The organism is Veillonella intestinalis, from assembly GCF_943192895.1.
GTDB classification, from domain to species: Bacteria; Bacillota; Negativicutes; order Veillonellales; family Veillonellaceae; genus Veillonella_A; species Veillonella_A intestinalis.
Genome location: NZ_CALPCB010000001.1, coordinates 175,925 through 201,919 on the forward strand (window position 1 = coordinate 175,925; position 25,995 = coordinate 201,919).

Genomic DNA, 25,995 nt, shown 5'->3' on the forward strand with positions numbered 1-25,995 from the left:
TTATAATTAGTATAATTGAATTTATTATAAATGGCTATATGCCACTGGATATCATAGATAGTATATGTAGCTATATAATAGCTATTAGGAAGGGACTTGAGTTTATATAATGAAATTACGCGATATAGTCTTAGCGTTGTCGGTTATTCTTGTATGGGGCTTTAATTTTGCGGTTATAAAATGGGGTGTAAGTGAGATACCACCTTTACTTTTAGTGGCTTTGCGATATATATTTGCTGCGTTTCCCGCCATTTTATTTGTGAAACGTCCTAATGTTAAGTTAAGCTGGCTTTTAGCTTATGGGCTATTTGTTGGAGTTGGACAATTTTCGTGCTTATTTTATGCCATTCATGTAGGAATGCCAGCCGGTGTAGCTTCTGTAGTATTACAGGCACAAGCATTTTTTACTATATTGTTTACGGCCATTATTTTTAAAGAACATATTAAGAGGAGTCAAATATTAGGCTTAGTTGTAGCTGCTATAGGGCTAGTATGTATAAGTGGTGTTACGGGCCTTGCTGATAGCATTCACATTCCTGTAGGCGCTTTTTTATTGACTTTGTTAGGCGCCGCTTTTTGGGGATTGTCTAATATTGTAGTGCGTAAATTATCTATGCTTGCGTCTACAGAAAATAAACCGTTAAATATGTTAAGTTTGGTGGTATGGTCGAGTTTGATTCCACCAATTCCTATGTTAGTCGCATCATTTTATTTAGAACGTGAACAGTTAGCTTTATTGACGTATGAGAGCCTTTCTGGAGCGGCTATTTTTTCAGTATTATATCTTGCTTTTCTAGCGACGATTATGGGATATGGTTTGTGGAGTATGTTATTAGCAAAGTATTTGGCTCATAAGGTGGCTCCTTTGTCATTATTAGTTCCTGTAGTTGGGCTGATGACAGCACAGTTTGTATTGGGCGAAACGTTATCCTTAATTCAGTGGCTTGGTGGCGCAATCATCATTATAGGATTGATGATTACCAATTTTGCTAATATATTTGTGAAACGCCATTCTTAGTAGAGTGTTTATTTAAAAATATGAGACCTTGTATATTATGTCTTGGCAATAGGGAGACTGGCTATGAAGATATTGTGTAGTGCTTGTTTGCTAGGTGAAACGTGTAAATATAACGGCGGTCATAATTATAGTGAAACATTAGCTCGTTATATTGAGCAAGTACGATCAATGGCTAAGTCTTATGATAAGGGATCTATAGATAGTAACGTGATTAGTAAAACTATGGCACGTATTGCTACGGAGGGCGATACTGGTGTAGATACAGGTATAGATACAAGCATAGATACAATTACAAGTTCAGATTTAGACTCAAGTATTTATACGCCTGTAGAAATTATTCCAGTTTGTCCTGAAGTGTTAGGCGGTTTGCCTACGCCTCGTACGCCAGCTGAAATTGTGAATGGTGAAGTTTTAACACGAGATGGTCATTCTGTAGACAAGGCTTTTAGAGAGGGCGCTTTGAAAGCATTAGAGATTGCCTTGGCGGAAAACATTGATGTAGCAATCTTACAATCTCGCAGTCCTTCTTGTGGCGTGAACGAAATTTATGATGGTACTTTTTCAGGCACACGCATAGCTGGTTCAGGTATATTTGCTTCTTTATTAAAAGAGCATGGTATTGAAGTAATTGATGTAGAAGATTTGGGCATTTAGGCATGTAAGTCTGTAAGAGAGAGATTAATTCTGAAATAAAAGTAAAATTAAAAGTGGAATAAATTATAAAAAAGCCCCCGTTTATACGGGGGCTTTACGTGAACTCATATATATTAAATTCCTTGCATATATTAAGTTACACATATTAAGTTACACATATTAAGTTACGTATGCTAACTTTTATTTAAACAATAGAACTTGAATATGTTCAATAAAGTTATGTCCAAAATAGGAAATAGCACCGTTAGCGATGATGAAAATCAAGAAGTATTTTAATACGGACACCATGATTACATTTGCTTTAATGCTTTCACGTAATTGATTTGCTTTAGTGCTGTCTATTTTGTTGCTTTCAATGTAAGCATCCAATGCAGGTGCTACAGCACCGATAGCAATGGCGATACTTTGAGGGGAGAACATTTTACCAATACCAGCAGCGCCAGAGTTAATAGCAGCTAACCATAATGGAAGCTCTGCATAGTTTGGATTTAAGTCGTGAGCAGCGGCTAATTGCAATGGTCCAAATAATACGTTTGCATTGGTACCAGAACCAGTTAAGAAGGCGCCAAGGGCACCAACTAATGGAGCGAACGCTGGATATAAAGAACCGGTAGCCGATACTAAGGCGCTAGCAATATCTGCTGTCATACCAGAGTAAGTCATTAATTTGGCAGTTACTACTACTGTGATGATAGTGAGGTAGGTAAATTTCAAGTTAGAAACTGTTTTACCAAGAACGCCTAACATTTCACCAAAACCAGATTTTTGAACAGCGCCACCAAGGAAGGCTGCAATGAAAATCATGATACCTGGTGTGGCTACCCATACGAAGGTATATGGTTTAGCACCTTCCCCTTGATAGATTGGCACAGCTGTTTTAATACTAGCAAGTGGGCCGTTAATAGCAGGTACTAATTTAGATGTTAAGATTAATAAAATAACGATTAAGATAAATGGTAAAGCAGCGATGAAACCTTCTTTGCCTGTTACTTTATGTGTTGTTGCTTCAAATTGGTATTGAGGGTCATTGGTTGGTAAGAATTTTGCACCTAAGATAATGACACCCATGATAATAACGGAAGAAGCCATAACGGATAATTCTGGACCAGCAGCTACGTTGATAAGTAATTCAGGTACCGCTAAGGCAAGACCTGATAATAGCGTGATAGTGAATACGCCTTTTAAAGCTTTGAAACCGCCACCAATAATACCTACTACGAAGAATGGTGCGATTATGTTAAGAATAAATAATTGGGAAGAAATAAATGTACCAAGATGAATTGGATCAAGGTTTGTTAATGATGCCAATGTTGTTGTTGGAATGGCGATAGAACCAAATGTAGTTGGTACAGAGTTTGCTACAAGGCAGGCTAAGATAGATTTTAATGGGTCAAAACCTACAGCCACCATCATAGCTGCTGGAATTGCTACGGCAGTACCAAAACCAGCCATACCTTCCATGAAAGCACCGAAGCCCCAAGCTAATAACAAGGCTAAGATACGCATATCTGATGTTACAGAGGATAGCATCATTTTGATAGTATCCATTGCTTTAGTGTGTACTACTAAATTATAAGTAAAAATAGCGGCTGTAATAACAAGCAAGATAGGCCATACAGCAAGGGCAACACCTTCTAAGGCGCCAGAGAACATGATGCCAGCCGCTTTTTCAAAGTGCGTAATGGCAATAATAAAGGAGCCAATCGCTGCAATGGAACAAGCTTTCCAGGCAGGCATTTTAAGAATGGCTAAGGCTACAATAAGCCAAAGAATTGGCAATAATGCTAAAAATGTAGTCAACATTTGTGAAATCATCCTCTCACGATACAGAATACAAACTTACTTCAAGTTCTTCACAATAACTTCTTTACAATGATGATAATAGATACTTCATTCTCTTATTTTGCATTCATGAAATATATTCCTAAATGCTTGGGTATCTACAAATTAAAATAATGACAAATGGTAAAAAAATAATTGAGCAAAGGGCTTATTTATTAAAGCACCTATGTTGAAAGGAGGCCGTTATAGCCTGCATAAAATTATTTTATGTGTTTATGATACTACTAGAACTGTGGGACCTCCTTCTAAATACTAAAAGATAAGAGCATAGACAAGTCTAAGGGGCCTATAGATAAAGCGTACTTTAAAAAGTAATAAAGCACTACTTTATTAATAGTTGGGGACAAGCGTAGGCCATTTCCTCCGAATTGAATACACTCTATAGAAAGTTTGTCAGATTAGGATACTGTCAGTATAGCATAGAAATCAAAGAATTGGAATACTGCACTATTCAGATTAGTTATAACGTCTGCATAAGAATGCCAAAAGGTCATTAGAAAAAGACTTTTTTATTAATTGTTACGTATCGTAAATGATTTTTATATGATTAAATTTGTTTGAAAGTGATTGTTTATGAGCGTTTTGCATACATGATGTGGATTTAAATATGATATAATAAGCGTAATACATTATATATTCAATGCTTACTTAAAGATTTACTAGTTCTTTTAAGGTAAATTCTTTTCAATAATTGGGTAAAATTTAGTAAAGTTGTATTTTATATATTTTTCATATATTTTTACAGAGTTAATTTATTGTTTAGTTATATATGCATTTAATTATGTATGCTAATAAAATTATGTAATAAAAAATTTTAAGTATTTGTTCGACAGGAGTTAACCTATGAAATTGACAAAGATGCATGGCCTTGGAAATGATTTTATATTCTTCACTGATGAAGCGGGGGCCAATAAAGATTATACAGAGTTAGCTAAACGTTTATGTCATCGGCAGACCGGAATTGGTGGCGATGGTTTAATTGTAGTAGTTCCTTCTGATGTGGCAGATACGCGGATGCGTATTATTAATGCAGACGGTAGTGAAGCTGAGATGTGTGGCAATGGCATTCGTTGCTTTGCTAAATATGTGTATGAACGAGGGATTGTTTTCAAAGAAACTTTTACTATTGAGACTTTAGCTGGAATTATGGAGCCTACTTTGCATGTTAAAGACGGCCATGTTGAACAGGTGACAGTAAATATGGGAAAACCAAGTTTTGCAGCTAAAGATATTCCTATGAAAGCAGAGTTACCAATAGTTAAAAACTTTACGATTGAAGTGGCAGGGCAAAATTATGAGGTAAGTTCTATGTTATTAGGGGTGCCTCATACAGAAGTATTTGTAGAAGATGTTACTAAAGTGCCGTTAACGACTTTAGGGCCGGCTATTGAAAAACACCCTCTATTTCCACAAGGTACGAATGTTAATTTTGTACAAATAGTGGATGATAGTCATATTAAAGTGCGTACTTGGGAACGTGGGGCTGGCGCAACCTTAGCTTGTGGGACTGGCTGTTGTAGCAGTGTTGTAATGGCACATGAAAATGGTTTTACTGGGCGAGAGGTAGCTGTTGAAGTATATTTAGGCACTTTACATATTCAGTATGCAGATGATGGGACTGTATTTATGACAGGACCTGCAGCTGAAGTATTTGAGGCTGAATTGGCAATTTAAATAGATGTGGGGCATAGAGGCGTGTAAGATGCTGGAGGAACGATATGGAGCAAGTAACACTTAAAGGAATTTCAGGGGCTCGTGGTATAGGTACTGGCACAATTTATGTATATAAACAAGAGCCGATTATAATTCCTAAGCGCATGATTACGGAAGAAGAGGTAGGGAGTGAATTAACTGCCTTTGAAACAGCGTTAGCGACAACGGTAGCGCAGTTAGAAGCGATTAAGGAACAAGCTCGTGAAACCATGGGCGATGAGGAAGCGGCAATTTTTGAAGCACATACCTTAATTGTTCAAGACCCTTCTTTATCAGATGGTATAAAAGCGCTCGTTACAGATGGCTTGCAGTCCGCGGCAGCTGCTACCGAACAATCTATTAATACCTTTGCTGATATGTTTTTAGCCATGGATGATCCTTATATGCGTGAGCGTGGGGCTGATATAAAAGATATTGGTGACCGTTTGCTCCGTAATTTGTTAGGCATGAATCCACGAGGGCTTGCCCACTTAACGGGGGAAGTTATTCTTGTAGCTGAGGATTTGACGCCTTCTGATACAGCTTCGTTGGATAAGCAGATTGTGAAAGGTTTAGTAACAGCTAGTGGTGGCCCTACAAGTCATGCTGCCATTATGGCGCGTACTTTAGAAATTCCTGCTGTTATGGGCTTAGGTGATATTTCTGCTTTACAAAGTGGCGAAAAGGCCGTTGTAAAAGGAACTGAAGGAGAAGTGTTGCTTTCTGTCTCTGACGCAGACTTTGACATCTATACGAAGGAAGCAATTCAGTATCGTGAACAGTTGCAATGTTTAAAAGAGTCGGCTGCATTGCCTGCTGTTACTAAGGATGGCAAAGAAATTCTATTATTTGGTAATATTGGCAAGGCTCAAGATGTTACTCATGCTTGTCAGATGGGAGCAGAGGGGATTGGTTTATTCCGCACCGAATTTTTATATATGAAGCATGATACATTGCCAACCGAAGAGGAACAATTTGAAGCGTATAAAGAGGCAGCTGAAGCATTACATGGCAAGCCAGTCATTATTCGCACCATGGATATTGGGGGCGATAAAGAATTAAAATGCTTACAATTACCTCATGAAATGAATCCTTTCTTAGGCTTTCGAGCAATTCGCATTAGTTTAGCAAATACGGATGTGTTTAAAACGCAGTTGCGTGCGATTTTGCGGGCGAGTGCATTTGGTGATATTCAAATCATGTATCCGATGATTGCTGCTGTTGAAGAAGTGAAAGCAGCTAATGCCGTGCTTGAAACAGCTAAAGAGGAGTTGCGATCTGAGGGTATTGCCTTTAATGAAGATATTCAAGTGGGGATTATGGTGGAAATTCCAGCCGTTGCTGTAAGTGCCGATTTATTCGCTCCTTATGTCGATTTTTTTAGTATTGGTACTAATGATTTGTGCCAATATACATTAGCGGTAGATAGAATGAATGAATCAATTGGTCATTTATATCAGCCACTTCATCCGGCAGTCTTGCGTTTGATTAAACATACTATTGAAGCTAGTCATGACGTTAACAAGATTACTGGTATGTGTGGTGAAATGGCGGGCGATCCAGTGGCTACTATGATTTTGATAGGCCTCGGTCTTGACGAATTTAGCATGAGTGCTTCGGCCATCCCCGTTATAAAAAATATTATTCGTTCAGTAACTGTTGCTGAATGTGAGGCAGTAGTACAAAAAGTGCTCACTATGAGCACGGCCAGTGAGATTATGACTTATGCACAGGGGGTATTGGCTGAAAAAGGTCTTGCCTTATAGTTGGTGTATGTAATATGGATGCATTATATAATATGGATGCATATAGTATTAGTATATATACTCTTAGAATACTTAGGTCTATTATTTGTCGTTAAGTCATGGTATATCTAAGGCTACGCATTAAAATTTTCTTGCTATAATAGGCAAAGTTTTATAAGATATAGAGTATAGTAGATTAGGTTGTTTTTAGCTTTTAAGCAAGGCTAAGCAATGTCTACGTTGAGTATGTATGAATCGCATTGAGGGCATTTTTTATAAAGGAAGGTATTCGTTATGACTGAAAAAACAGTAGTTATTACAAATGAATCGGGTTTACATGCACGTCCTGCTACGCTTTTTACGCAGTTAGCTGCTAAATTTGCATCTAAAATTACTATTGCAGTTGGTGAAAAGAAAGCGGATGCAAAATCAATTTTAACTGTATTGACATTAGGTGCTACGAAAGGGACTGAAGTGGTATTAACGGCTGATGGTCCTGATGAAGCAGAGGCAGTTGAGAAATTAGCAGAGTTTTTAACTTCTCATCAAGACTAGGTGTTTAAAATGCGACGAAGTGATAGAGCCGTTACCTCAGAGCAGCGCATTGAAGAAATTATAGAAGCCTGTCAAATTATTCGTTTAGGTATTCATGATGAGAAGCGAATTTACATTGTGCCCCTTCATTTTGGTTATGAACGGGAGGATGGGCGCTATGTATTCTATTGTCATGGTGCCTCAGAAGGTAAAAAGATTAATTTACTAAAAACAAATGGTTATGTAGGTTTTGAGTTAGATGGTGGCTATGAGGTAATACCAGCAGCGGTTGCTTGTGGTTATTCTTCTACTTTTTTTAGTATTATTGGAGACGGTCAAGTTTCGTTTGTCGAAGATGAAATAGAGAAAGTAAAAGCGTTGCAAATGATTATGAAGCATTATACGCATAAAGCGGATTGGGAGATGCCTATAGCAGCTGTGAAGAATACAGCTGTATTGAAACTTGTTTGCGAATCAATGACCTGCAAAGAACATAATTAAATAAGGGTAGTTTATGATGACTGTGATAAAGTTGCGTAGTTTGAGCTTTATTGCAGTCTTTTTTATTGTATTAATCAGTGAATATAGATGAGAATATTTCACATATTTATCATCTAAAATATGATATAGTATTCGTGCAATAATGAGGACGACTGGCTGCATTGAATAAGGCTAACTAGTGATTAGAAGTCTATGAACCATAAGCGCCATAAGTTATAAGTAAATAATATGAGATTCGCAATGTAGTGGGTAATTGTTAGAAAGGTTGGAATGTATGAAATCTGGTTTACACATAGGGATTACTTTTTTTTGGGGAGACTCCTATAAACATATTTGGTCTAATGGAGCAGGGCAAAATATGTATTTTCTTCGAGAAACATTGATGCAAATTCCCGAAGTTGAAGATGTGTATTTTGTGTTTTGGGGCAATGATTTAAAGACGTTGCCAAAAGAGTTAGAAGTAGATGCTATGGGGATTGAGGTTTATCCTTATGAAGATGTTGTAAAAACGACAGATATACTTATTGAAGGTACATTGACGTTGGAGCCTTTTTATGAAAAAGAATTTAGAAAGTATGGCGCAAAAATTGTTACCTATCGTATGGGGAATGATTTTATTTGGGATATGGAGAAGTTCCTTGTAGGTAAAGATGGTGGTCGAGCTTTTAATGGGACTACTTATGATCAAGCTTGGCTTATTCCTCAAGTGTATGAATCAAATAGAGATTATTTGAGTATTATGACGGGCACAAAGGTGTATAAAGTGCCACATATTTGGAATTCTTTTTTCTTTGACCGACAAGTGGCGCAGCTACAAGAAGGTTTAGCTTTTGGCTATAACCCTGATAAGACTAAGAAAGGTCGACGGGTATCTGTATTTGAGCCTAACACGTCTGTGGTAAAAAATTGTTATATGCCTGTTTTAATTGCAGAAGCAGCGTACAAAGAAGACAAAACAGCTTTAGCACATGTATATTTATGTAATACATATCATCTAAAGGATGTGAGTGGTTTTCACAAATTTATTGGTTATACTCAGTTAGTTAAGGAAAATATAATGACTGTAGAAAGTCGTCATTTAATGCCTTACTTTTTGTCGAGGTATACTGATATTGTGTTGTCTTACCAATGGCAATTGGGTTTAAATTATGCATATTATGAGGCCTTGTACGGTAATTATCCATTAGTGCATAATTCTGAAATTCTGCAAGAAGCAGGGGTGGGTTTCTATTATCCTGGTTTTGATGCATATAAAGGGGCTGAAGTTTTGCTTGATGTAATTAATCATTATGATGAGTTGTTTGAGTTGCATGAGGCAAAGAATAAAGCTTTTCTTGAAACGTTATCGCCATATAACACTGAAGTAGTAATGGCGCATAGAGCATTATTGCAAGAATTACTTGAAGCGTGAGCAAGAACTCCATAATTAGGTCAATATATATTGTAAATGAGGAGACTGTTCAATTTCTTGATAGTTAATGATTTACTAAATAAAGTCTTAATATATTATTTAATTAAATGAAGTGTTAATTTTCAAAATATGAAGAGTTAATTTTGCTATAAAATTGATTTTTTTAGTTAATAATCGTAAAATGTGAATACCGTTTATTTATTTTTAAAAATGGATATTGTCAATATTAAATGTAAAAGACACCGTTATAATCTAGGTTATAACGGTGTCTTCGTGTTGCGCATAAAGTTGTGTGAAGTTTAGTTATCATTAAAATAAAATAAGTTCATGCAAAAAAGTGGTGAGCAAATTATGAACCTAGTTTATGGAAATGTGTTAAAAGTAAACGAATTGTGTAATTTATAAATGATGATAGAAATGGCATAAAAAAGATTGTTTTTCATGAAAAATAGAAAATAAAACGATAAAGATAGATTATATATCGATTTGATTATGAAGAGAAAGTTTGAAAAATGATAAATAGAAAATGAAGCTAATTATTTGCGATGATTTTATTAAAAATATTAATTAATGAATGGTTTGTTAAGATGAATTGCTTATATTGACTTCAGTTTTTATTAACAATATACTTTTAGTAAATAGTCGCATAGCTAACATAATCAATACCGGTGATGTATTGTTATGATGCATATTTTATCGAGCGTTTATGATAAGATATGCATTTTTTAGGTTCAAAATTAGATATGGCGACCAAGGAATGCATTCTGGGGATTGGGTGAGTGTGTTAGTTTTTTCTTTTTTCTGTGTTTGATCTAAAGAGAGGAAGCGACACAATTAATGAATAGAATTTTTAAAGTTATATGGAGTAAAACAAAAGGGTGTTATGTTGTAGCCTCTGAATTTGCTAAAAGTTATCAAACCGGTGGGGCTAAACGCACAAGACGTTTAACAGCTGCCGTTATGGCTGCTTTAATCTTAGCACCACAAGTAACTACATTTGCCACGACAATTACAGTTGGTGGTGAAGATTGGTCAGCTGGTTCTGCTGGAACTGGTGTTCTTACTGTGGTTGGAAGCGATGGTGTCACGGTTACTACTAGTGATGCAACGGGTACAGGCACTTCAAAAAGTATGACTTTAACCATTGGTTTAGATGATGAAACAACAACTGCTATTAGCACAGCTGCTTCTAGTGTAACTTTAGCATCTACTAGTGCATCTAGTGCAGCGTCAAGTGCTATAGATGCGAGTACAAGTGCTTCATCTTCTCAATCCAGTGCGGAAGTATCTGAATCTTGGGCAAAGCAAGCAAGTACTAGTGCCTCTAGTGCAACATCCAGTGCTACGGCAGCAAGTGTTAGTGAAAGTAATGCTGTGTCTAGTGCAGCTGAAGCAAGTACCAGCGCATCTAATGCGGCGGTAAGTGAAAGCAACGCCGTTTCTAGTGCTACCGAAGCAAGTAGTAGTGCATCAACTGCTATTTCTAGTGCCGTTGTAGCAAGTACTAGCGCATCTTCTGCTGACTCTAGTGCTACAGTAGCAAGTACGAGTGCATCTAATGCGGCGGTAAGTGAAAGTAATGCATCCTCTAGTGCTGAGGCAGCAAGTACAAGCGCGTCAAATGCAGCCGTAAGTGAAAGTAATGCATCTTCGAGTGCTGAGGAAGCAAGTACAAGTGCTTCAAGTGCAGCGGTAAGTGAAAGCAATGCATCAACTAGTGCTGATGCAGCAAGTACTAGTGCATCAAATGCAGAGTCAAGTGCTAGTACAGCGACATCTAGTGCTGTTGAGGCAGCGTCTAGTGCGACCGCAGCAAGTGCAAGCGAATCCAACGCAGCCGTAAGTGAAAGTAATGCAACATCTAGTGCGATAGCAGCCAGCACTAGCGCATCCCATGCAGAATCTAGTGCAACTGCATCGGCATCGAGTGCTACAGCAGCCAATAGCAGTGCATCTTCGTCTTTATCTAGTGCGGAAGTATCTGAATCTTGGGCAAATCAAGCAAGCACGAGTGCATCATCTGCTGATTCTAGTGCTACAGCAGCAAATACAAGTGCGTCAAATGCGGCCGTAAGTGAAAGCAATGCATCAACTAGTGCTGATGCAGCAAGTACAAGTGCGTCAAATGCAGCCGTAAGTGAAAGTAATGCATCTTCTAGTGCTGATGCAGCAAGTACAAGTGCATCAAATGCTGCCGTAAGTGAAAGTAATGCATCTTCTAGTGCTGAGGCAGCAAGTACAAGCGCGTCTAATGCAGCAGTAAGTGAAAATAATGCTAAATCTAGTGCGACTGCAGCAAGCAGTAGCGCTTCTAGTGCTGAATCTAGTGCTACGGTAGCTAGCAGCAGTGCATCTTCGTCTTTATCTAGTGCGGAAGTATCTGAATCTTGGGCAAATCAAGCAAGCACGAGTGCATCATCTGCTGATTCTAGTGCAATAGCAGCAAGTACAAGTGCCTCTAATGCGGCAGTAAGCGAAAACAATGCATCAACTAGTGCTGATGCAGCAAGCACTAGTGCATCAAATGCAGAGTCAAGTGCTAGTACGGCGACATCTAGTGCTGTTGATGCAGCGTCTAGTGCGACAGCAGCACGTACAAGCGAATCCAACGCAGCCGTAAGTGAAAGTAATGCAACATCTAGTGCGACAGCAGCAAGTACGAGTGAAGCTAATGCAGCAGTAAGTGAAACTAATGCAGCGTCTAGTGCAACGGCAGCAAGTACAAGCGCTTCTAGTGCAGCAGTAAGTGAAAGCAATGCAGCATCCAGTGCAACAGCAGCAAGTACAAGTGAATCTAATGCAGAATCAAGTGCAATAACTGCTTCCGATAGTGCGTCTAGCGCTTCTGTAAGTGCAAGCTCAGCATCTGATAGTGCATCTAGTGCATCTGAAAGCGCTAGTGTAGCATCTACAAGTGCAAGTTCTGCTAACTCTAGTGCAACAGCAGCATCTGACAGTGCAACGAATGCTTCTACGAGCGCAAGTAGTGCAGCTACAAGTGCAAGTACTGCATCCGATAGTGCGTCTAGTGCTTCTACAAGTGCAAGTTCAGCATCTAATAGCGCATCTAGCGCATCTGAAAGTGCAAGTGCAGCATCCACAAGTGCAAGTTCTGCCAACTCTAGTGCAACAGCAGCATCTGACAGTGCAACGAATGCGGCTACTAGCGCAAGCAATGCTGCTATAAGTGCAACAGAAGCATCTGGTAGTGCATCTAGTGCATCTGAAAGCGCTAGTGCAGCATCTACAAGTGCAAGTTCTGCCAACTCTAGTGCAACAGCAGCATCTGATAGTGCAACGAATGCTTCTGCGAGCGCAAGTAATGCAGCTACAAGTGCAAGCGCGGCGTCCGATAGTGCATCTAGTGCATCCACAAGTGCAACAGAAGCATCTGGTAGTGCATCTAGTGCAGCTACAAGTGCAAGTGTAGCATCTACAAGTGCGACAGAGGCCTCTGATAGTGCGTCCAGTGCAGAAGCGAGTGCTGCAGCAGCTGACAGCAGTGCAAGTAGTGCTTCTGAAAGTGCTGAGGCTGCTAGTTCTTCTGCGACTGAAGCTACTGAAGCAGCTACTTCTGCGGCTGAAGCAGCCTCTACAGCAACCGAAGCAGCGTCTAGTGCATCTGAGGCAGCAAGCTCAGTTTCTACAGCCGTATCTACAGCTGTGCAAAATTTAGTGGATAGTGGTATTACAGGTGGCACAGCTACAGGTGAGGGTGCAACTACTGTAGGTAGTGATTCCGAAGCAGCTGGTGATAATGCCACTGCTATGGGCGATAGTGCTACAGCTACTGGTACAGGTGCCTCTGCTATAGGTGCGGGTGCTACTGCTGATGGTGACAATGCTTCTTCACTAGGTGCTAATGCTAATGCAACTGGTGACAATACATCTGCTTTAGGTGCTAATTCTGTAGCTATTGGTAGTGGTGCTACTTCCGTAGGAGCTAATGCATCTGCTACAGCCGACAATGCTACAGCACTTGGTAACGGCGCGTCTGCAACGGCTTCTAATTCTGTAGCATTAGGTGCAAACTCTATAGCTAATGAAGAAAATACAGTATCTGTTGGATCTGCAGGTAATGAACGCCGCATTACTAATGTCGCTGATGGTGTTAATGATACTGATGCTGTCAATGTGCGCCAATTGAATTCTATGAATAGTTCTCTTACAAAAGAAATTAGAAATGTGGGCTCTTTAAGTGCTGCATTGAGTGGCTTAAAACCAATTCAATATGATGCTGCTGAGCGAACTCAAATTATGGCTGCTGTAGGTACTTACCGAGGTCATAACTCTATGGCACTTGGTGTAGCTCATTATGTAAACGATTCTACAATGTTCAATATTGGGGTTGCTTATGGTGATCATGATGCTAAAGTAATGGCTAATGCTGGCGTAACTTGGAAATTTGGTACATCAGCACAACGTGAAAAAGCAGAAGTACAACAATTAGCAGGTAAAGAAGCACAACAGCGTATTAGCCAATTAAGTGCGGCTAATGCAGCACAAGCAACTCAAATTCAAGAACAGCAGGCTGAATTAAGTGCTCAAAATGAACGTATTGCTAAATTAGAAGCATTAGTACAGCAATTGGTTCAAAAATAAGTATAAATTTTGATCAAGAAGCTCGTTTACAAGCACAACAAGCTGAAATTAATGAGTTAAAAGCAGCTATGCAAGCGGTTCTTCAGAAATAGTTGGTAGTTTTGACAATTTATTAATCTCGGCAATACAAAACCCCTCTCTCGAATTTGAGAGAGGGGTTTTTACATATACATATAAGAGAGGTGGTTTGTATATATTTGTATATAATAGTATATATTTTGAAAATTTATATTAGGTTCTTATACTAAACCAATCCAATGCCAGTAAGTAGCGGCATATACTACAAGTAAAGCATATCCGATGATGGTAATAGGAATCCCGGTTTTCATGAAAGTTTTTACATCAAAGGTACCTGTACTGTAAGCAACCATACCTTGTGGTGAGTTAACGGGTAGAATAAAACCGAAACAAATGGAGAATTGTGCAATCATAGTGAGGCCTACTGGATTGATACCAGGAATATGAACTGCTTGCACAATAGAAATAACAATAGGAATCATGGCAGAGGCTAAGGCCGTTGCTGAAGCGAATCCTAAATGGATGGCGATGAGGAAGAAGGTAATTGTACCAATTAACATGAATACTGATAAAGTTTCAAGGGTAAACATGTGAACAAATGCATTTGCCAGCCATGTAGCCGCTTTAGTTTTTAAAAGGGCTGTCCCTAAGCTAATACCAGCACCGAACATAACAATAGAGCCCCAATCGATACGTCCTTGGGCATATTTCCAGTCAATGATACCTATGCCCGGCATTAAGAATAAGGCAATAGCTACAATTGTGGTAGTAGATGTATCGTATTTATGTAAGTGACCACCAGTAGCCCAGAAACCAAGTAAAATAAGAGATAAAGTTAATAGTTTCTTTTCGTTAAAGGTCATAGGACCTAGTTCTTTTAGATGTCGTTGTAGTTCTTGTTGTGAACCTTCTAGGTCATGTTCATCTGGTTTTAAAAGCCACATGGATAAGAAGTAGTAGATGACGATCATTACTAATGAATATGGTGCGGCAGCTAGTAACCAATCTAGCCAAGAAACAGATGTATTAAGCTGTGAAGAAATAAAGCCGACAGCTACTAAATTTTGGGCCGCCGCAGTTTGGACCATGATGTTCCAAACGGTATCAGCTTGGGTAGCACCAACTACGAGTAAAGCGGCTAATTTACTTTGACGATTAATTCCAAGACTATCTAAGATACCAATGATGATAGGGACTAAGCAAGCTAGGCGCGCAGTAGCACTTGGCACGAAGAAGGAAAGAATGAAGCCTGTGAAAATTACACCAATATAGATATGACTTGTTTTGGTTCCGATTCGTGAAAGTACATTTAATGCAATTCGGCGATCAAGACCTGTTTTAGTCATTGCTACAGAAATAAACATAGCTGCGGCAACTAACGCCCAAGCTGGTGTGGAATAACCAGAGATAGCTATTTTTAAGGCATTACTGGTGCCGAGTATTTTGGCTGGATCATCCATATTAGGTGCAGTACCTAATAATAAGGCTGTTAGGGCTGTTAACATAGTAGCACTAACAGGGTAGGAAACAGCGCTTGTTATCCACAGCACGATGGCAAAGAAAAGAAGGCCAATCATGCGATGCCCTGCTGTAGATAAGTCGCTCGGTGTAGGAATACATAGAATGCCGAGTAGAACCAAGAAGCTAAGAATCAAGCCAATGTTTTGACTATTGGAACGAGCCTTAGCAGGTGCCGGAGCGGGTGAAGCTGGTTGTGTCATTTGTAATCATCTCACTTTCTTGTGATTATACTAAATACATAATAAAAATTGATTTTAAGCGATATGCTAATAAGTATATCGAATTATATCAAAGTGTTATAGTGTAAGATTTCGACAAAGAAATTATATTACCTGCAAGAAAGTGTTAAAAAATAAGCTAAAATCCACGAAATGAAAAATCCTATGCCAATAGGTATTTTATAGTAAATATGTAGTTAATAAAGTGGTAAAATTCGATATAAATATGTGAGAGATGATGTAATGAGTAAATTTAGAATTTTAAATGTATCGGTATTTGAATATAAAAAGGTCTGTAGCTTACTGTTCGAATACAGAATTATTCGTCATGTAAGTTACAGACCTTTTTGTGAAAGCTTTATAGTTGATTATTGTTTATCGATATTCATGCCTTTTAGTAGGGCTTGTTCGGAGTGTTCCATATGAAGGCGTGCAATTTCACGAGCCTGCGCAGGATTACGTTCAGCAATAGCTTCTACTAACATGCGGTGCTCTTCCCAGGTTTTTACTAAACGGCCTGGTTGGTTCATAGACATAGTACGGAAACGCAAAGTTTGTTCCCGTAAATTATGAATAATTTCTACTAAGCGCTCATTACGTGAGGCTTTGTATAACACTTCATGGAAGTTAATATCAGCTTCTACCACTTTATCCATATTTTTTTGTTCCATAAAGGTGCCAATTTCTACTAGCATACGCTCTAAGAATTCAATTTCGTCAGGCGTAATTCGTTCGGCTGCTAATTGAGCTGCTAATTCCTCTAAGGCAGAACGAATTTCAAAAACTTGTGTAACATCTTTTAAGGAAATATCTGCTACATAAGTACCACGATGAGGGATCATTACCACAAAGCCTTCTAGCTCGAGTTTGCGAATCGCTTCGCGTACCGGTGTACGACTAACACCGAGTTCTTCAGCTAATGGCACCTCCATGAGACGCTCGCCTGGTTTGAAGACCCCATCGCGAATTGCTTGGCGCAAAGTTTCACATACGACTTCACGTAATGGTTTGTAGGATGTTAATACGATAGGCTGTAAGCGCCCTAAATCTTTATTCATTAGGATAATGCCTCCTTACCGTGGGTTTTAGTAATTAAGGATAACCAAGTATGTCCAGCCTTTTTGATTTCTTCTTGTAATGTTAAGGCTTCAAGGGCTGTATCAAGATAGACCACCATAGTTGGGCCACTTCCTGTCATGATGGTTGTATAGCCACGACTGGTGAAAAAGTCTTTACAAGTGATAAGCTCTGGATGGAGTGGGAATAGTAATTCTTCAAAGGTGTTGCCGCTGACTTGCATGGCTTTTTTGACGTCGCCAATACGCATAGCTTTTTCCACTTCATCAATCGTTTCACTGGTTACTTTGGATTGGTTGTCAAAACGATGATAAGCGGCAGCTGTAGAAACGGATAATTCAGGTTTTACTACTAAGAGCCAATGAGGTTTATCTGTAGGCAAATACTGAAGAATTTCGCCTCGCCCAGTGCCACGAGCGGTACCACCTTTCATGAGGAACGGCACATCTGAACCTAAGTCCTGAGCCAATTTCATAAGTTCGTCATCAGTAAGACGTAAGTCCCAGAATTTATTTAAGCCTAGTAGCATGGCTGCGGCATCGGAACTACCACCACCAAGTCCAGCCGCTGGTGGAACACGTTTTAGTAAATGGATGGCGCCGCCGGTTGTACAACCTGTATAGGCTTGAATAGCACGGAGTGCTTTCATGGCTAGATTTGATTCGTCGTAAGGAATCATATCGTTCATGTATGTTGGTAATTCTGGTGCCATGCCAGAGAATACAACGGAATGGTGTTTGGCAAAATAAATAGAATCGCCTAAATAAATAGATTGGAAAATTGTGTCAATATTATGATAGCCGTCTTCGCGCTTATTGAGAATAGCTAAACCAATGTTAATTTTACTGAAGCTTAATTGCTCCATAGGGAGCCTCCTTTGCATGGGTGAACTTACAGACGAAACTGCTTTAGTAGTTGAAATTATAAGGTGGTTAGGTTAAGATGGACATAGGCATATTAACCTAAGGAATTTTTTATATTTAATCAATTTATTATACGCTATTAAGTGAGAAATTTCAATTTCCAGGAGGAGCTATGCAGTTTAAGTGGGGCCGCACGACGAATGCTTTAGTTATGACCACATTAGGTTCTTTATTATTTGCTATTGGTATTGATGCTTTTATTTTGCCGCATAAATTAGTAAGTGGTAGTTTGAGCGGTATTGCGTTAATGTTGTATTATCTAACAGGTATTCAAGTAGGTACCTTAAACTTGCTATTAAATGTGCCTATTTTATATGCAGCCTATCGTTGGCTCGGGCGTTGGCATTTGATGATTACTATATTTGGGACTGCAGTTATTTCATTTTTAATTAATGCTGTGGAATTTATGGAGCAGTACCAATTAACATCGGATCCTCTAGTAGGCTCTTTGTTAGGTGGTATTTTGTGTGGTCTTGGACTTGGTATTGTATATCGAGCTGGTGGTAATACTGGGGGATTAGATCCCATTGCTATGATTATTCGTAAACATTATGGTTTGCAAATAGGGAGTATTATTTTTGGAATTAATGTGCTTGTATTATTTGCCGCGGCGTTAGTAATTAGTGTGGAAGCGGCCGCGATTACATTAATTAGTATTTATGTACAGGCTATGATTGCGAATAAAGTGGTAGTAGGTTTTAATCAGCGTAAAGCTATTTATATTATTTCCTATAAACCATATAAAATTTGTGATGTTATTATTCATCAGTTGGGGCGTGGCGCTACGATTTTAAATGGGGAAGGCGCTTATACACACCAGCATAAACAAGTAATTTTAGTAGTAGTAGGGTTGATGCAAGTAGCTAAATTAAAGGAAGCTGTTCAAAAAGAAGACCCAGCAGCATTTATGATTATTTCAGATGCAGCAGAGGTTATTGGACAAGGGTTTACAGTTCCTATAGCTACACCGGAGTCTGTAAATGCAGCTATTGAGCGGTCTGTACAGACAGGGGCTATGAGTGATGCGTTGCCAGAGGCGCCAGAAGGGACGATTGCAGAAACCCCTAAAAGTTAATGGATTTGAGAATTAGGAGGCGACATGTTTAAAAAGTGGAGTTCAACTTTATATGTAATGGCTATGGTCACGTTGGGTACATTCTTATTTGCTATAGGGATTAACGCCTTTGTAGTACCACATAAGTTAGTTAGTGGTGGTATTAGTGGGGTTGCGTTGATGCTGTATTATTTAACGGGCATTCAAGTCGGTACATTGAATTTACTTTTAAACATTCCCGTTTTGTATGCAGCTTATCGCTGGTTAGGTCGTTGGCATGTAATGATAACGATTTTTGGTACTGTAGTATCCTCCGTATTCATTAATATGTTGCGATTTTTGGCGGACTATAATTTAACGTCTGACCCATTAGTGGGCGCTATCTTGGGGGGCTTATTCTGCGGTATTGGCGTAGGTACTGTATATCGCTCGGGCGGTAATGCAGGGGGGCTTGATCCTATTGCCTTGATTATTCGAAAGTATTATGGTTTGCAAATTGGTAGTATTGTGTTAGGCATTAACATGGTAATCTTAACCATTGCGGCATTTGTGGTTAATATTGAAGCGGCCGCTGTTACTTTGGTGAGTTTGTATATTTCGGCTATGCTAACAAACCGTGTTATTGTTGGTTTTGACCAGCGTAAAGCTGTTTTTATCATATCCTATAAGCCTTATAAAATTTGTGATTTGATTATTAATCAGATTGGTCGTGGTGCCACCATTTTAAATGGGGAAGGTGCTTATACTCATCAGCATAAGCAGGTAATTTTAGTAGTGGTTAGCTTAATGCAGGTTGCTAAACTTAAAAAGGCAGTAGAGGAAGAAGATCCAACAGCCTTTTTAATGGTAACTGATGTGGCGGAAGTTATTGGTGGTGGTTTTACGTTACCGTCAAAAGCGGAAACCCAGCAAGCAATTGAGCGTATTCGAGCTCGTGTTGAAGTAAATGAGTAGTTACTCATTTTTGAGTATTATTTGATATATATATAGTCTTGATATAGTTTGACATAGTTTAATCATTGTTTTGAAATCACATAATAGTTAACCTATCGGTTAATAGTGTGGTGATGTGTAATGGAGGATTTTATGGCACATGCATTAGCAGGCACTTTGGTGCGTTCAGAAGATTTGATTGATTTAGAGTCTATTATTGAAGCGTATTATGAAATAGCGCCGCAGTATGAGAATAAAGAGCAACGAATTTCTTTTGGTACATCAGGGCATCGAGGTAAGTCTTTGACAGGTAGTTTTAATGAATTGCATGTGGCAGCTATTACACAAGCGATTTGTGATGGTCGTAAAGAATTTGGGGCTACCGGTGTTTGTTTTGTAGGTCACGATACACATGCTTTGTCAGAACCTGCGATTGAAACGGTGTTAGAAGTATTGGCTGCTAATGGTGTGGTGGCAGCGGTAGATGGGGAAAATGGGTTTGTACCAACGCCTAGCGTTTCACGTGCGATTATTCGTTACAATGAAATTATAGATACGCAATCGACTGTAGCTTTTGTGCCTGATTTTTTAAAAGACAAAGTTGGTCAAGGTAAAGCCGATGGCATTATTATTACCCCTTCTCACAATCCTCCGGATCAAGGGGGCATTAAATATAATCCGATTAATGGTGGGCCGGCAGATACTACCATTACGAAATGGATTGAAACAAAAGCTAATGAGTATATTAAAGCTGGCGGTGAAGGGATTCGCCGTGTGGCTATTGATGAGATTGATTCAGGTCTTCAATGGGAATATGACTATAAAGGCTTATATGTGAAGGAATTAGCAGAAGTTATTAATTTTGAAGCAATTCGTAAAGCTAAGCCTAAGGTATTGGTGAATGCACTTGGTGGCAGTGGTATGGAATACTGGGAAGCTATCAGTGATACATATGACCTTGATTTGACAATTATTAATAATGAATACGATCCAACTTTTAGTTTCATGCCTTATGACCATGATGGGGTAGTTCGCATGGATTGTTCTTCCACCTATGCTATGGCTGATGTGGTAAAACAGATTGGGCAATTTGATTTAGCTGTGGGGAATGATCCTGATTATGATCGTTATGGCATAGTGACTAAAGCTGGGCTAATGGCGCCTAATCACTTTTTGATAACTGCAGGAGCGTATTTATTTTATAATCGTAAGTGGGCGGGCAAAGGATTTGGGAAAACCGCCGTTGTCACTGGTATGGTGGATAAATTCTGTGCTGATAATGACATTACTGTATATGAAGTGCCTGTAGGGTTTAAATATTTTGCCGCCCTTCTATTCGATGGCACTATTGGCATTGGTGGCGAAGAAAGTGCAGGAGCCTCTTTCCTTAAAAAGGATGGCACTGTTTGGACTACTGACAAAGATGGCATAATTATGGCTTTACTTGCTATGGAAATGTGGTCTGTTACAGGACGAACTCCGGATCAATTATATGAAGCTTTGACGCAGCGTTATGGTAGTCCTATTTTTACACGTATTGATACTCCATGTAGCAAAGTGACTAAAGAGGCTTTGAGCCAACTTCAAGCTAGTGATGTGCAGGCTACAGAATTAGCAGGTGAGCCGATTGAGTCAATTCGTACTACTTCGTTATATGGTGAATACGGACTTGGCGGTTTACGTATTACGACAGAAAAAAGTTTTTTAGTAGCACGTCCTTCTGGAACGGAAGATTTATACAAAGTATATGCAGAAAGTTTCAATGGCGAAGACGCCTTAAATTCTTTGTTAAAAGCAGGTCAAGACCTTGTAAACGAGGTTACTGCACGGTAGAATTGTAAAATAAATTGTGATATAATATAACATTATTGAAATACAGAGAGAAACGTTGAATTAGGTATTAAGGAAAAGGTGAATCACATGAAAGTAGTTGTAACTGTAGTAGGGGTAGACCGAGTGGGAATCATTGCCCGCGTTGCTACCGTATTGGCAGAAAATAATGTAAATATTGTATCCATCAACCAGACGATTTTAGATGGGATGTTTAACATGATTATGATGTGTGAAGCCGCAGATCCGACAGCGCTTCAAAAGGTGCAAGAAGCATTAACTGTTGAGGGGGAACAGTTAGGTGTTCAAATTATGGCGCAACATGCGGATATATTCCTTAGCATGCATCGCGTAGGGTAGGTGACACTATGTTAAGCATCGAGAATATTATTGAAACTAACCAGATGATTCGTGATAATAAATTAGATGTTCGTACGATTACTATGGGCATTAGTTTATTAGGTTGTACTGCGTCTGATGGTAAGACGCTTTGTACGCGCATTTATGACCATATAACTAAGGAAGCTGAAAATTTAGTAGCTACTGGCGAAGCGATTGCGCAAGAATATGGGGTGCCAATTATCAATAAACGAGTATCGGTTACACCTATTTCCTTAGTTGCGGCAGGTAGTGATTTAAAAAGCTATGTACCAGTAGCGGAAGCCCTTGATAAGGCAGCTAAAGCAGTGGGCGTTAATTTTATTGGCGGGTTTTCTGCTTTAGTAAGTAAAGGGTATACAGAAGGGGATCGTCGTTTAATTGCATCGATTCCAGAAGCACTAGCGACTACAGATTTGGTATGTAGTTCTGTTGGTATTGGTTCCACTAAGGCAGGTATCAATATGGATGCTGTTGCTGAAATGGGACAAATTGTAAAACAGACGGCAGAGCTTACTGCAGACCGTGATGCATTTGGGTGTGCTAAGCTTGTCATTTTTTGTAATCCTGTCGAAGATAATCCATTTATGGCAGGAGCATTTCATGGTGTCACAGAAGGTAATACTACGATTAGCGTTGGTGTCAGTGGACCAGGGGTTGTTAAACATGCATTGGAAGCTGTGCGTGGACGACCTTTTGATGAGGTGGCCGAAACGATTAAACGCACAGCCTTCAAAATTACACGCGTTGGCCAATTAGTGGCTCAGGAAGCTTCACGGCGATTAGGTAAGCAGTTTGGGATAATTGATTTATCCTTAGCTCCTACGCCTGCTGTGGGCGACTCCGTAGCGCATGTATTAGAAGAAATGGGTATTACCTCCTGTGGGGCTCATGGTACTACAGCAGCATTAGCCTTGCTTAATGATGCCGTGAAAAAAGGTGGCCTCATGGCATCTTCTCATGTAGGTGGTTTGAGTGGTGCCTTTATTCCTGTTAGTGAGGATAAAGGTATGATCGATGCTGTATCAGTAGGTAGTTTAAGTTTGGACAAATTAGAAGCTATGACTTGCGTATGTTCCGTAGGTCTAGATATGATTGCGGTGCCGGGCGATACATCGGCAGCCACTATTTCGGCTATTATTGCTGATGAAGCTGCTATTGGTATGATTAATAATAAAACAACTGCTGTTCGACTTATTCCTGTACCTGGTAAAACAGTGGGAGAAATGGTTGAATTTGGCGGTTTATTGGGATATTGCCCAATTATTGAAGTAAGTCCGTTTGGGGCAGAAGAGTTCATTCAACGAGGTGGACGAATTCCAGCACCTATTCGTAGTCTTACAAACTAAGGATAAGCACGAGGAGGTGCAGTAATGACGGTGTACGTGTGGGCATTCATAATTGCTTTAGTCATTACGTTTGCGATTACACCGCTAATTAAAAAGTTGGCGATTAATATTGGGGCTATGGATAAACCAGATGCGCGTAAAGTGCATCATGGGGCGATTCCCCGCTTAGGTGGCTTAGCTATCTTTATTGGCTATATGATTTCCGTTATCTACTCAGTAGACGATTTAAGTGCTGAAATGGGCTTATTAATTGGCTCAGTGGTGCTTGTAGCTGTTGGCATTTGGGATGATGTGAAACAAATTGGTCCTAAAACAAAATTAACAGGTCAAATTTTAGCGGCTGCAGTAGTCGTGGCCTTTGGTAATCAAGTAGAATTTATTACTAATCCTTGGGGGCATGTCTTTTATTTGGGCATTTTTTCAATTCCTCTAACTATCTTTTGGATTGTAGGTTTTACTAATATCGTGAATTTAATTGATGGTTTGGATGGATTGGCAGCTGGTATTTCGTTGATTTCTTCCATTGCTATATTCACGGTACTTTGGCAAATGGGACAAACTGATTTAGCTTGTATTGCATTGGCTCTAGCTGGTGCTGCTTGCGGTTTTTTACGGTATAACTTTAATCCTGCTAAAATCTTTATGGGTGATACAGGAAGTATGTTATTAGGCTATACTATGGCTACCATTTCCGTTATGGGGGCTGTTAAGACCGCTGCGACAATTTCTCTAGTTGTTCCTGTTATTGTATTAGGTTTGCCTATTTTAGATACGACATTTGCTATTATTCGTCGTAAAATTAATGGACGTCCAGTATTTAAGCCTGATAAAGGACATATGCATCACCGTTTATTAGCGTTGGGCTTATCTCAAAAACAAGCGGTGTTACTCATGTATGCCGTAACTGCTTTATTAGGTTATATAGCTATTTTGTTAGCAAAAGTAAATATTTTAGTTGGCATTGCTATTGTGCTAGCTATTTTGTGTGTTTGTGTGTTTATTGCTACTAAGCTTGGTATGATTGCTAAAGATGAAGTAGTAGCAAAAGAAGAAACAGTTACAAATAGACGGTAATCTGCGAGCGCTTGTACGGATTGTACAGGCGCCTTCATAGCATACAGGGATTTATCTTGTGGCTAGCGATTTATGGGAGGTAATTATGTTAAAAGTAATGACAGTCTTTGGTACACGACCAGAAGCAATTAAAATGGCACCTGTAGTGAAAGCGTTACAAGCAGCGCCAGATATGGAAGCAATTGTAACGGTTACTGCGCAACATCGCGAGATGCTAGATCAAGTGTTAGATTTATTTGCTATTACACCAGACTACGATTTAAATATTATGAGTCAGGGGCAAACTTTGTATGATGTAACTACACGTGCCTTAGAAGGACTTAAAGATGTGCTGATGGAAGCTAAACCTGATGTAGTATTAGTTCATGGTGATACGACAACTACCTTTGCTGGCGCTTTGGCCTCTTTTTATCAAGAAATTCCTGTAGGTCATGTGGAAGCTGGCTTGCGTACGGGCAATATTTATTCCCCATTCCCAGAAGAAATGAATCGTAAATTGACAGGCTCTTTAGCCACTTATCATTTTGCACCTACTTCGAGTGCAGAAAAGAACTTAATGAAAGAAAATGTAAGTTCGGCACATTTATATGTGACTGGTAATACTGTTATTGATGCTCTTCAAACGACGGTAAAAGAGAATTATCAGTTTGAAGAAGATTTATTGAATACATTGGATTATAAGGGGCGTCGGATTGTATTAGTTACCACTCATCGCCGTGAAAATCTTGGTGAACCAATGCGTCATGTATATAAAGCAATTCGTCGCTTAGTTGATGCCTTTGAGGATATTGAAGTAGTATTCCCTGTTCATAAAAATCCAAAAGTACGAAGCATTGTTAACGAAGAATTAGGGAGTGTAGATCATGTCCATTTAATTGATCCTTTAGATTATGAACCATTTGCTAATTTAATGGCTCGCTCTTATCTATTGATGACAGACTCTGGTGGCATTCAAGAAGAAGCACCTGCTTTGGGGAAACCTGTGCTTGTGCTTCGTAATACAACGGAGCGTCCAGAAGCTGTTACAGCAGGTACAGTACGTTTAGTAGGGACTGATGAAAATACTGTTTATGATACAGCCCATCGTTTATTAGCTGATAAAGAGGCCTATGATGTGATGGCAAACTCAGTAAATCCTTATGGGGATGGTATTGCGTCACAACGCATTATTGAAGCTTTGCGATATGAATTTTTGCAGAGTGGCAAGAAGCCAAGTCGTTTTGGTTATTAATCATAATAGGTCATTTGCGTTATTGTAGTTAACCAGATGGCTTATTGAAGTTAATGAATTTAGCTATTAAAGTTAATCAGCATATAGTAATTAATTAGTGGATACACTAATAATTGAGGGCTGATGTATAGCTGGAACTTAAAAATTTTATTTGATTAGCTATATTAATTTATACAAAAAGGCCTAAAAATAGCCTTCATTATTCTTGTCAAGCATGAATGAAATTCGAGTTAGTAATCATAAAAATATATCACAGTGATTATATTATTTGATGAATTGAGACGAAGATATAAATTAAATAGGCGATTCGATATTATAAAATAAAGCGTTTGTTATATATAGAGAAAAATCGTTATTTGCGTATCGTATATATTTAAATATTTTGTGAAG

General features: G+C 39.0%; 19 protein-coding genes. 15 read left to right on the forward strand and 4 right to left on the reverse strand.

Annotation, left to right across the window (positions count from 1 at the left end; all coding sequences use genetic code 11):
• Positions 1-109: 109 nt before the first annotated feature.
• Positions 110-1,018 (forward strand): EamA family transporter, encoded by a 909-nt coding sequence (locus NFR27_RS00825; protein ID WP_251441532.1) that lies wholly within the window; start codon positions 110-112, stop codon positions 1,016-1,018.
• A 63-nt stretch (positions 1,019-1,081) separates the two neighbouring features.
• Positions 1,082-1,672 (forward strand): 2-thiouracil desulfurase family protein, encoded by a 591-nt coding sequence (locus tag NFR27_RS00830; RefSeq protein WP_251441534.1) that lies wholly within the window; start codon positions 1,082-1,084, stop codon positions 1,670-1,672.
• 180 nt (positions 1,673-1,852) lie between these two features.
• Here NFR27_RS00830 and NFR27_RS00835 read toward each other — a convergent pair whose 3' ends face one another.
• On the reverse strand, positions 1,853-3,475 hold the full coding sequence (locus NFR27_RS00835) for an L-lactate permease (RefSeq protein WP_251441535.1): 1,623 nt from the start codon (positions 3,473-3,475) through the stop codon (positions 1,853-1,855).
• A gap of 882 nt (positions 3,476-4,357) precedes the next feature.
• Between NFR27_RS00835 and dapF the strand changes: the two genes are divergently transcribed.
• The 6 genes from dapF to NFR27_RS00865 all read left to right on the forward strand — a co-directional run bounded on the left by dapF (position 4,358) and on the right by NFR27_RS00865 (position 13,999).
• Complete coding sequence (dapF, locus tag NFR27_RS00840) at positions 4,358-5,188, forward strand: diaminopimelate epimerase (protein ID WP_251441536.1); 831 nt, start codon at positions 4,358-4,360, stop codon at positions 5,186-5,188.
• A 44-nt stretch (positions 5,189-5,232) separates the two neighbouring features.
• On the forward strand, positions 5,233-6,972 hold the full coding sequence (gene ptsP / locus NFR27_RS00845) for a phosphoenolpyruvate--protein phosphotransferase (RefSeq protein ID WP_251441537.1): 1,740 nt from the start codon (positions 5,233-5,235) through the stop codon (positions 6,970-6,972).
• A gap of 273 nt (positions 6,973-7,245) precedes the next feature.
• Complete coding sequence (locus NFR27_RS00850; protein WP_251441538.1) at positions 7,246-7,506, forward strand: HPr family phosphocarrier protein; 261 nt, start codon at positions 7,246-7,248, stop codon at positions 7,504-7,506.
• 9 nt (positions 7,507-7,515) lie between these two features.
• Complete coding sequence (locus tag NFR27_RS00855) at positions 7,516-7,986, forward strand: pyridoxamine 5'-phosphate oxidase family protein (RefSeq protein WP_251441539.1); 471 nt, start codon at positions 7,516-7,518, stop codon at positions 7,984-7,986.
• A 274-nt stretch (positions 7,987-8,260) separates the two neighbouring features.
• On the forward strand, positions 8,261-9,397 hold the full coding sequence (locus NFR27_RS00860) for a DUF2827 family protein (protein WP_251441540.1): 1,137 nt from the start codon (positions 8,261-8,263) through the stop codon (positions 9,395-9,397).
• A gap of 837 nt (positions 9,398-10,234) precedes the next feature.
• Positions 10,235-13,999, forward strand: a complete 3,765-nt coding sequence (locus NFR27_RS00865) for an ESPR-type extended signal peptide-containing protein (RefSeq protein ID WP_251441541.1) — start codon at positions 10,235-10,237, stop codon at positions 13,997-13,999.
• Positions 14,000-14,238: 239 nt separating this feature from the next.
• Here the strand turns inward: NFR27_RS00865 and NFR27_RS00870 are convergent, their stop codons facing one another.
• The 3 genes from NFR27_RS00870 to ispE all read right to left on the reverse strand — a co-directional run bounded on the left by NFR27_RS00870 (position 14,239) and on the right by ispE (position 17,698).
• A complete protein-coding gene (locus NFR27_RS00870) occupies positions 14,239-15,738 on the reverse strand; it encodes an SLC13 family permease (protein ID WP_251441542.1) in 1,500 nt (499 codons plus the stop codon).
• A 386-nt stretch (positions 15,739-16,124) separates the two neighbouring features.
• Positions 16,125-16,814 (reverse strand): GntR family transcriptional regulator, encoded by a 690-nt coding sequence (locus NFR27_RS00875; RefSeq protein WP_251441543.1) that lies wholly within the window; start codon positions 16,812-16,814, stop codon positions 16,125-16,127.
• The gene (ispE, locus tag NFR27_RS00880; protein ID WP_251441544.1) at positions 16,814-17,698 is read right to left on the reverse strand and encodes a 4-(cytidine 5'-diphospho)-2-C-methyl-D-erythritol kinase; all 885 of its coding nucleotides are present in this window, start codon (positions 17,696-17,698) and stop codon (positions 16,814-16,816) included. Before ispE ends, NFR27_RS00875 begins: the two co-directional genes overlap by 1 nt.
• Before the next feature lie 170 nt (positions 17,699-17,868).
• On the opposite strand from ispE, the gene NFR27_RS00885 reads away from it, so the two are divergent.
• The 7 genes from NFR27_RS00885 (at position 17,869) to wecB (ending at position 25,605) form a co-directional block, all read left to right on the forward strand.
• Positions 17,869-18,831 carry a YitT family protein gene (locus NFR27_RS00885; RefSeq protein ID WP_251441546.1) on the forward strand — a complete coding sequence of 321 codons (963 nt, stop codon included), beginning with the start codon at positions 17,869-17,871 and terminating at the stop codon, positions 18,829-18,831.
• 24 nt (positions 18,832-18,855) lie between these two features.
• Positions 18,856-19,764 carry a YitT family protein gene (locus tag NFR27_RS00890; RefSeq protein WP_251441548.1) on the forward strand — a complete coding sequence of 303 codons (909 nt, stop codon included), beginning with the start codon at positions 18,856-18,858 and terminating at the stop codon, positions 19,762-19,764.
• Positions 19,765-19,896: 132 nt separating this feature from the next.
• Complete coding sequence (locus tag NFR27_RS00895; RefSeq protein ID WP_251441549.1) at positions 19,897-21,576, forward strand: phosphoglucomutase; 1,680 nt, start codon at positions 19,897-19,899, stop codon at positions 21,574-21,576.
• A gap of 87 nt (positions 21,577-21,663) precedes the next feature.
• Positions 21,664-21,933 carry an ACT domain-containing protein gene (locus NFR27_RS00900; RefSeq protein WP_251441550.1) on the forward strand — a complete coding sequence of 90 codons (270 nt, stop codon included), beginning with the start codon at positions 21,664-21,666 and terminating at the stop codon, positions 21,931-21,933.
• An 8-nt stretch (positions 21,934-21,941) separates the two neighbouring features.
• A complete protein-coding gene (locus tag NFR27_RS00905) occupies positions 21,942-23,300 on the forward strand; it encodes a PFL family protein (RefSeq protein ID WP_251441551.1) in 1,359 nt (452 codons plus the stop codon).
• Between the two features lie 24 nt (positions 23,301-23,324).
• Positions 23,325-24,374: a glycosyltransferase family 4 protein gene (locus tag NFR27_RS00910; protein ID WP_251441552.1), complete on the forward strand. Its 1,050-nt coding sequence runs from the start codon at positions 23,325-23,327 to the stop codon at positions 24,372-24,374.
• An 85-nt stretch (positions 24,375-24,459) separates the two neighbouring features.
• Positions 24,460-25,605 carry a non-hydrolyzing UDP-N-acetylglucosamine 2-epimerase gene (gene wecB / locus NFR27_RS00915; protein WP_251441553.1) on the forward strand — a complete coding sequence of 382 codons (1,146 nt, stop codon included), beginning with the start codon at positions 24,460-24,462 and terminating at the stop codon, positions 25,603-25,605.
• The last annotated feature ends 390 nt before the right edge of the window (positions 25,606-25,995 follow it).

Coding starts and splice junctions, on each gene's coding strand:
- NFR27_RS00825 (WP_251441532.1), top strand. CDS start 110: ATGAAATTACGCGATATAGTCTTAGCGTTGTCGGTTATTCTTGTATGG.
- NFR27_RS00830 (WP_251441534.1), top strand. CDS start 1,082: ATGAAGATATTGTGTAGTGCTTGTTTGCTAGGTGAAACGTGTAAATAT.
- NFR27_RS00835 (WP_251441535.1), bottom strand. CDS start 3,475: ATGTTGACTACATTTTTAGCATTATTGCCAATTCTTTGGCTTATTGTA.
- dapF (WP_251441536.1), top strand. CDS start 4,358: ATGAAATTGACAAAGATGCATGGCCTTGGAAATGATTTTATATTCTTC.
- ptsP (WP_251441537.1), top strand. CDS start 5,233: ATGGAGCAAGTAACACTTAAAGGAATTTCAGGGGCTCGTGGTATAGGT.
- NFR27_RS00850 (WP_251441538.1), top strand. CDS start 7,246: ATGACTGAAAAAACAGTAGTTATTACAAATGAATCGGGTTTACATGCA.
- NFR27_RS00855 (WP_251441539.1), top strand. CDS start 7,516: ATGCGACGAAGTGATAGAGCCGTTACCTCAGAGCAGCGCATTGAAGAA.
- NFR27_RS00860 (WP_251441540.1), top strand. CDS start 8,261: ATGAAATCTGGTTTACACATAGGGATTACTTTTTTTTGGGGAGACTCC.
- NFR27_RS00865 (WP_251441541.1), top strand. CDS start 10,235: ATGAATAGAATTTTTAAAGTTATATGGAGTAAAACAAAAGGGTGTTAT.
- NFR27_RS00870 (WP_251441542.1), bottom strand. CDS start 15,738: ATGACACAACCAGCTTCACCCGCTCCGGCACCTGCTAAGGCTCGTTCC.
- NFR27_RS00875 (WP_251441543.1), bottom strand. CDS start 16,814: ATGAATAAAGATTTAGGGCGCTTACAGCCTATCGTATTAACATCCTAC.
- ispE (WP_251441544.1), bottom strand. CDS start 17,698: ATGGAGCAATTAAGCTTCAGTAAAATTAACATTGGTTTAGCTATTCTC.
- NFR27_RS00885 (WP_251441546.1), top strand. CDS start 17,869: ATGCAGTTTAAGTGGGGCCGCACGACGAATGCTTTAGTTATGACCACA.
- NFR27_RS00890 (WP_251441548.1), top strand. CDS start 18,856: ATGTTTAAAAAGTGGAGTTCAACTTTATATGTAATGGCTATGGTCACG.
- NFR27_RS00895 (WP_251441549.1), top strand. CDS start 19,897: ATGGCACATGCATTAGCAGGCACTTTGGTGCGTTCAGAAGATTTGATT.
- NFR27_RS00900 (WP_251441550.1), top strand. CDS start 21,664: ATGAAAGTAGTTGTAACTGTAGTAGGGGTAGACCGAGTGGGAATCATT.
- NFR27_RS00905 (WP_251441551.1), top strand. CDS start 21,942: ATGTTAAGCATCGAGAATATTATTGAAACTAACCAGATGATTCGTGAT.
- NFR27_RS00910 (WP_251441552.1), top strand. CDS start 23,325: ATGACGGTGTACGTGTGGGCATTCATAATTGCTTTAGTCATTACGTTT.
- wecB (WP_251441553.1), top strand. CDS start 24,460: ATGTTAAAAGTAATGACAGTCTTTGGTACACGACCAGAAGCAATTAAA.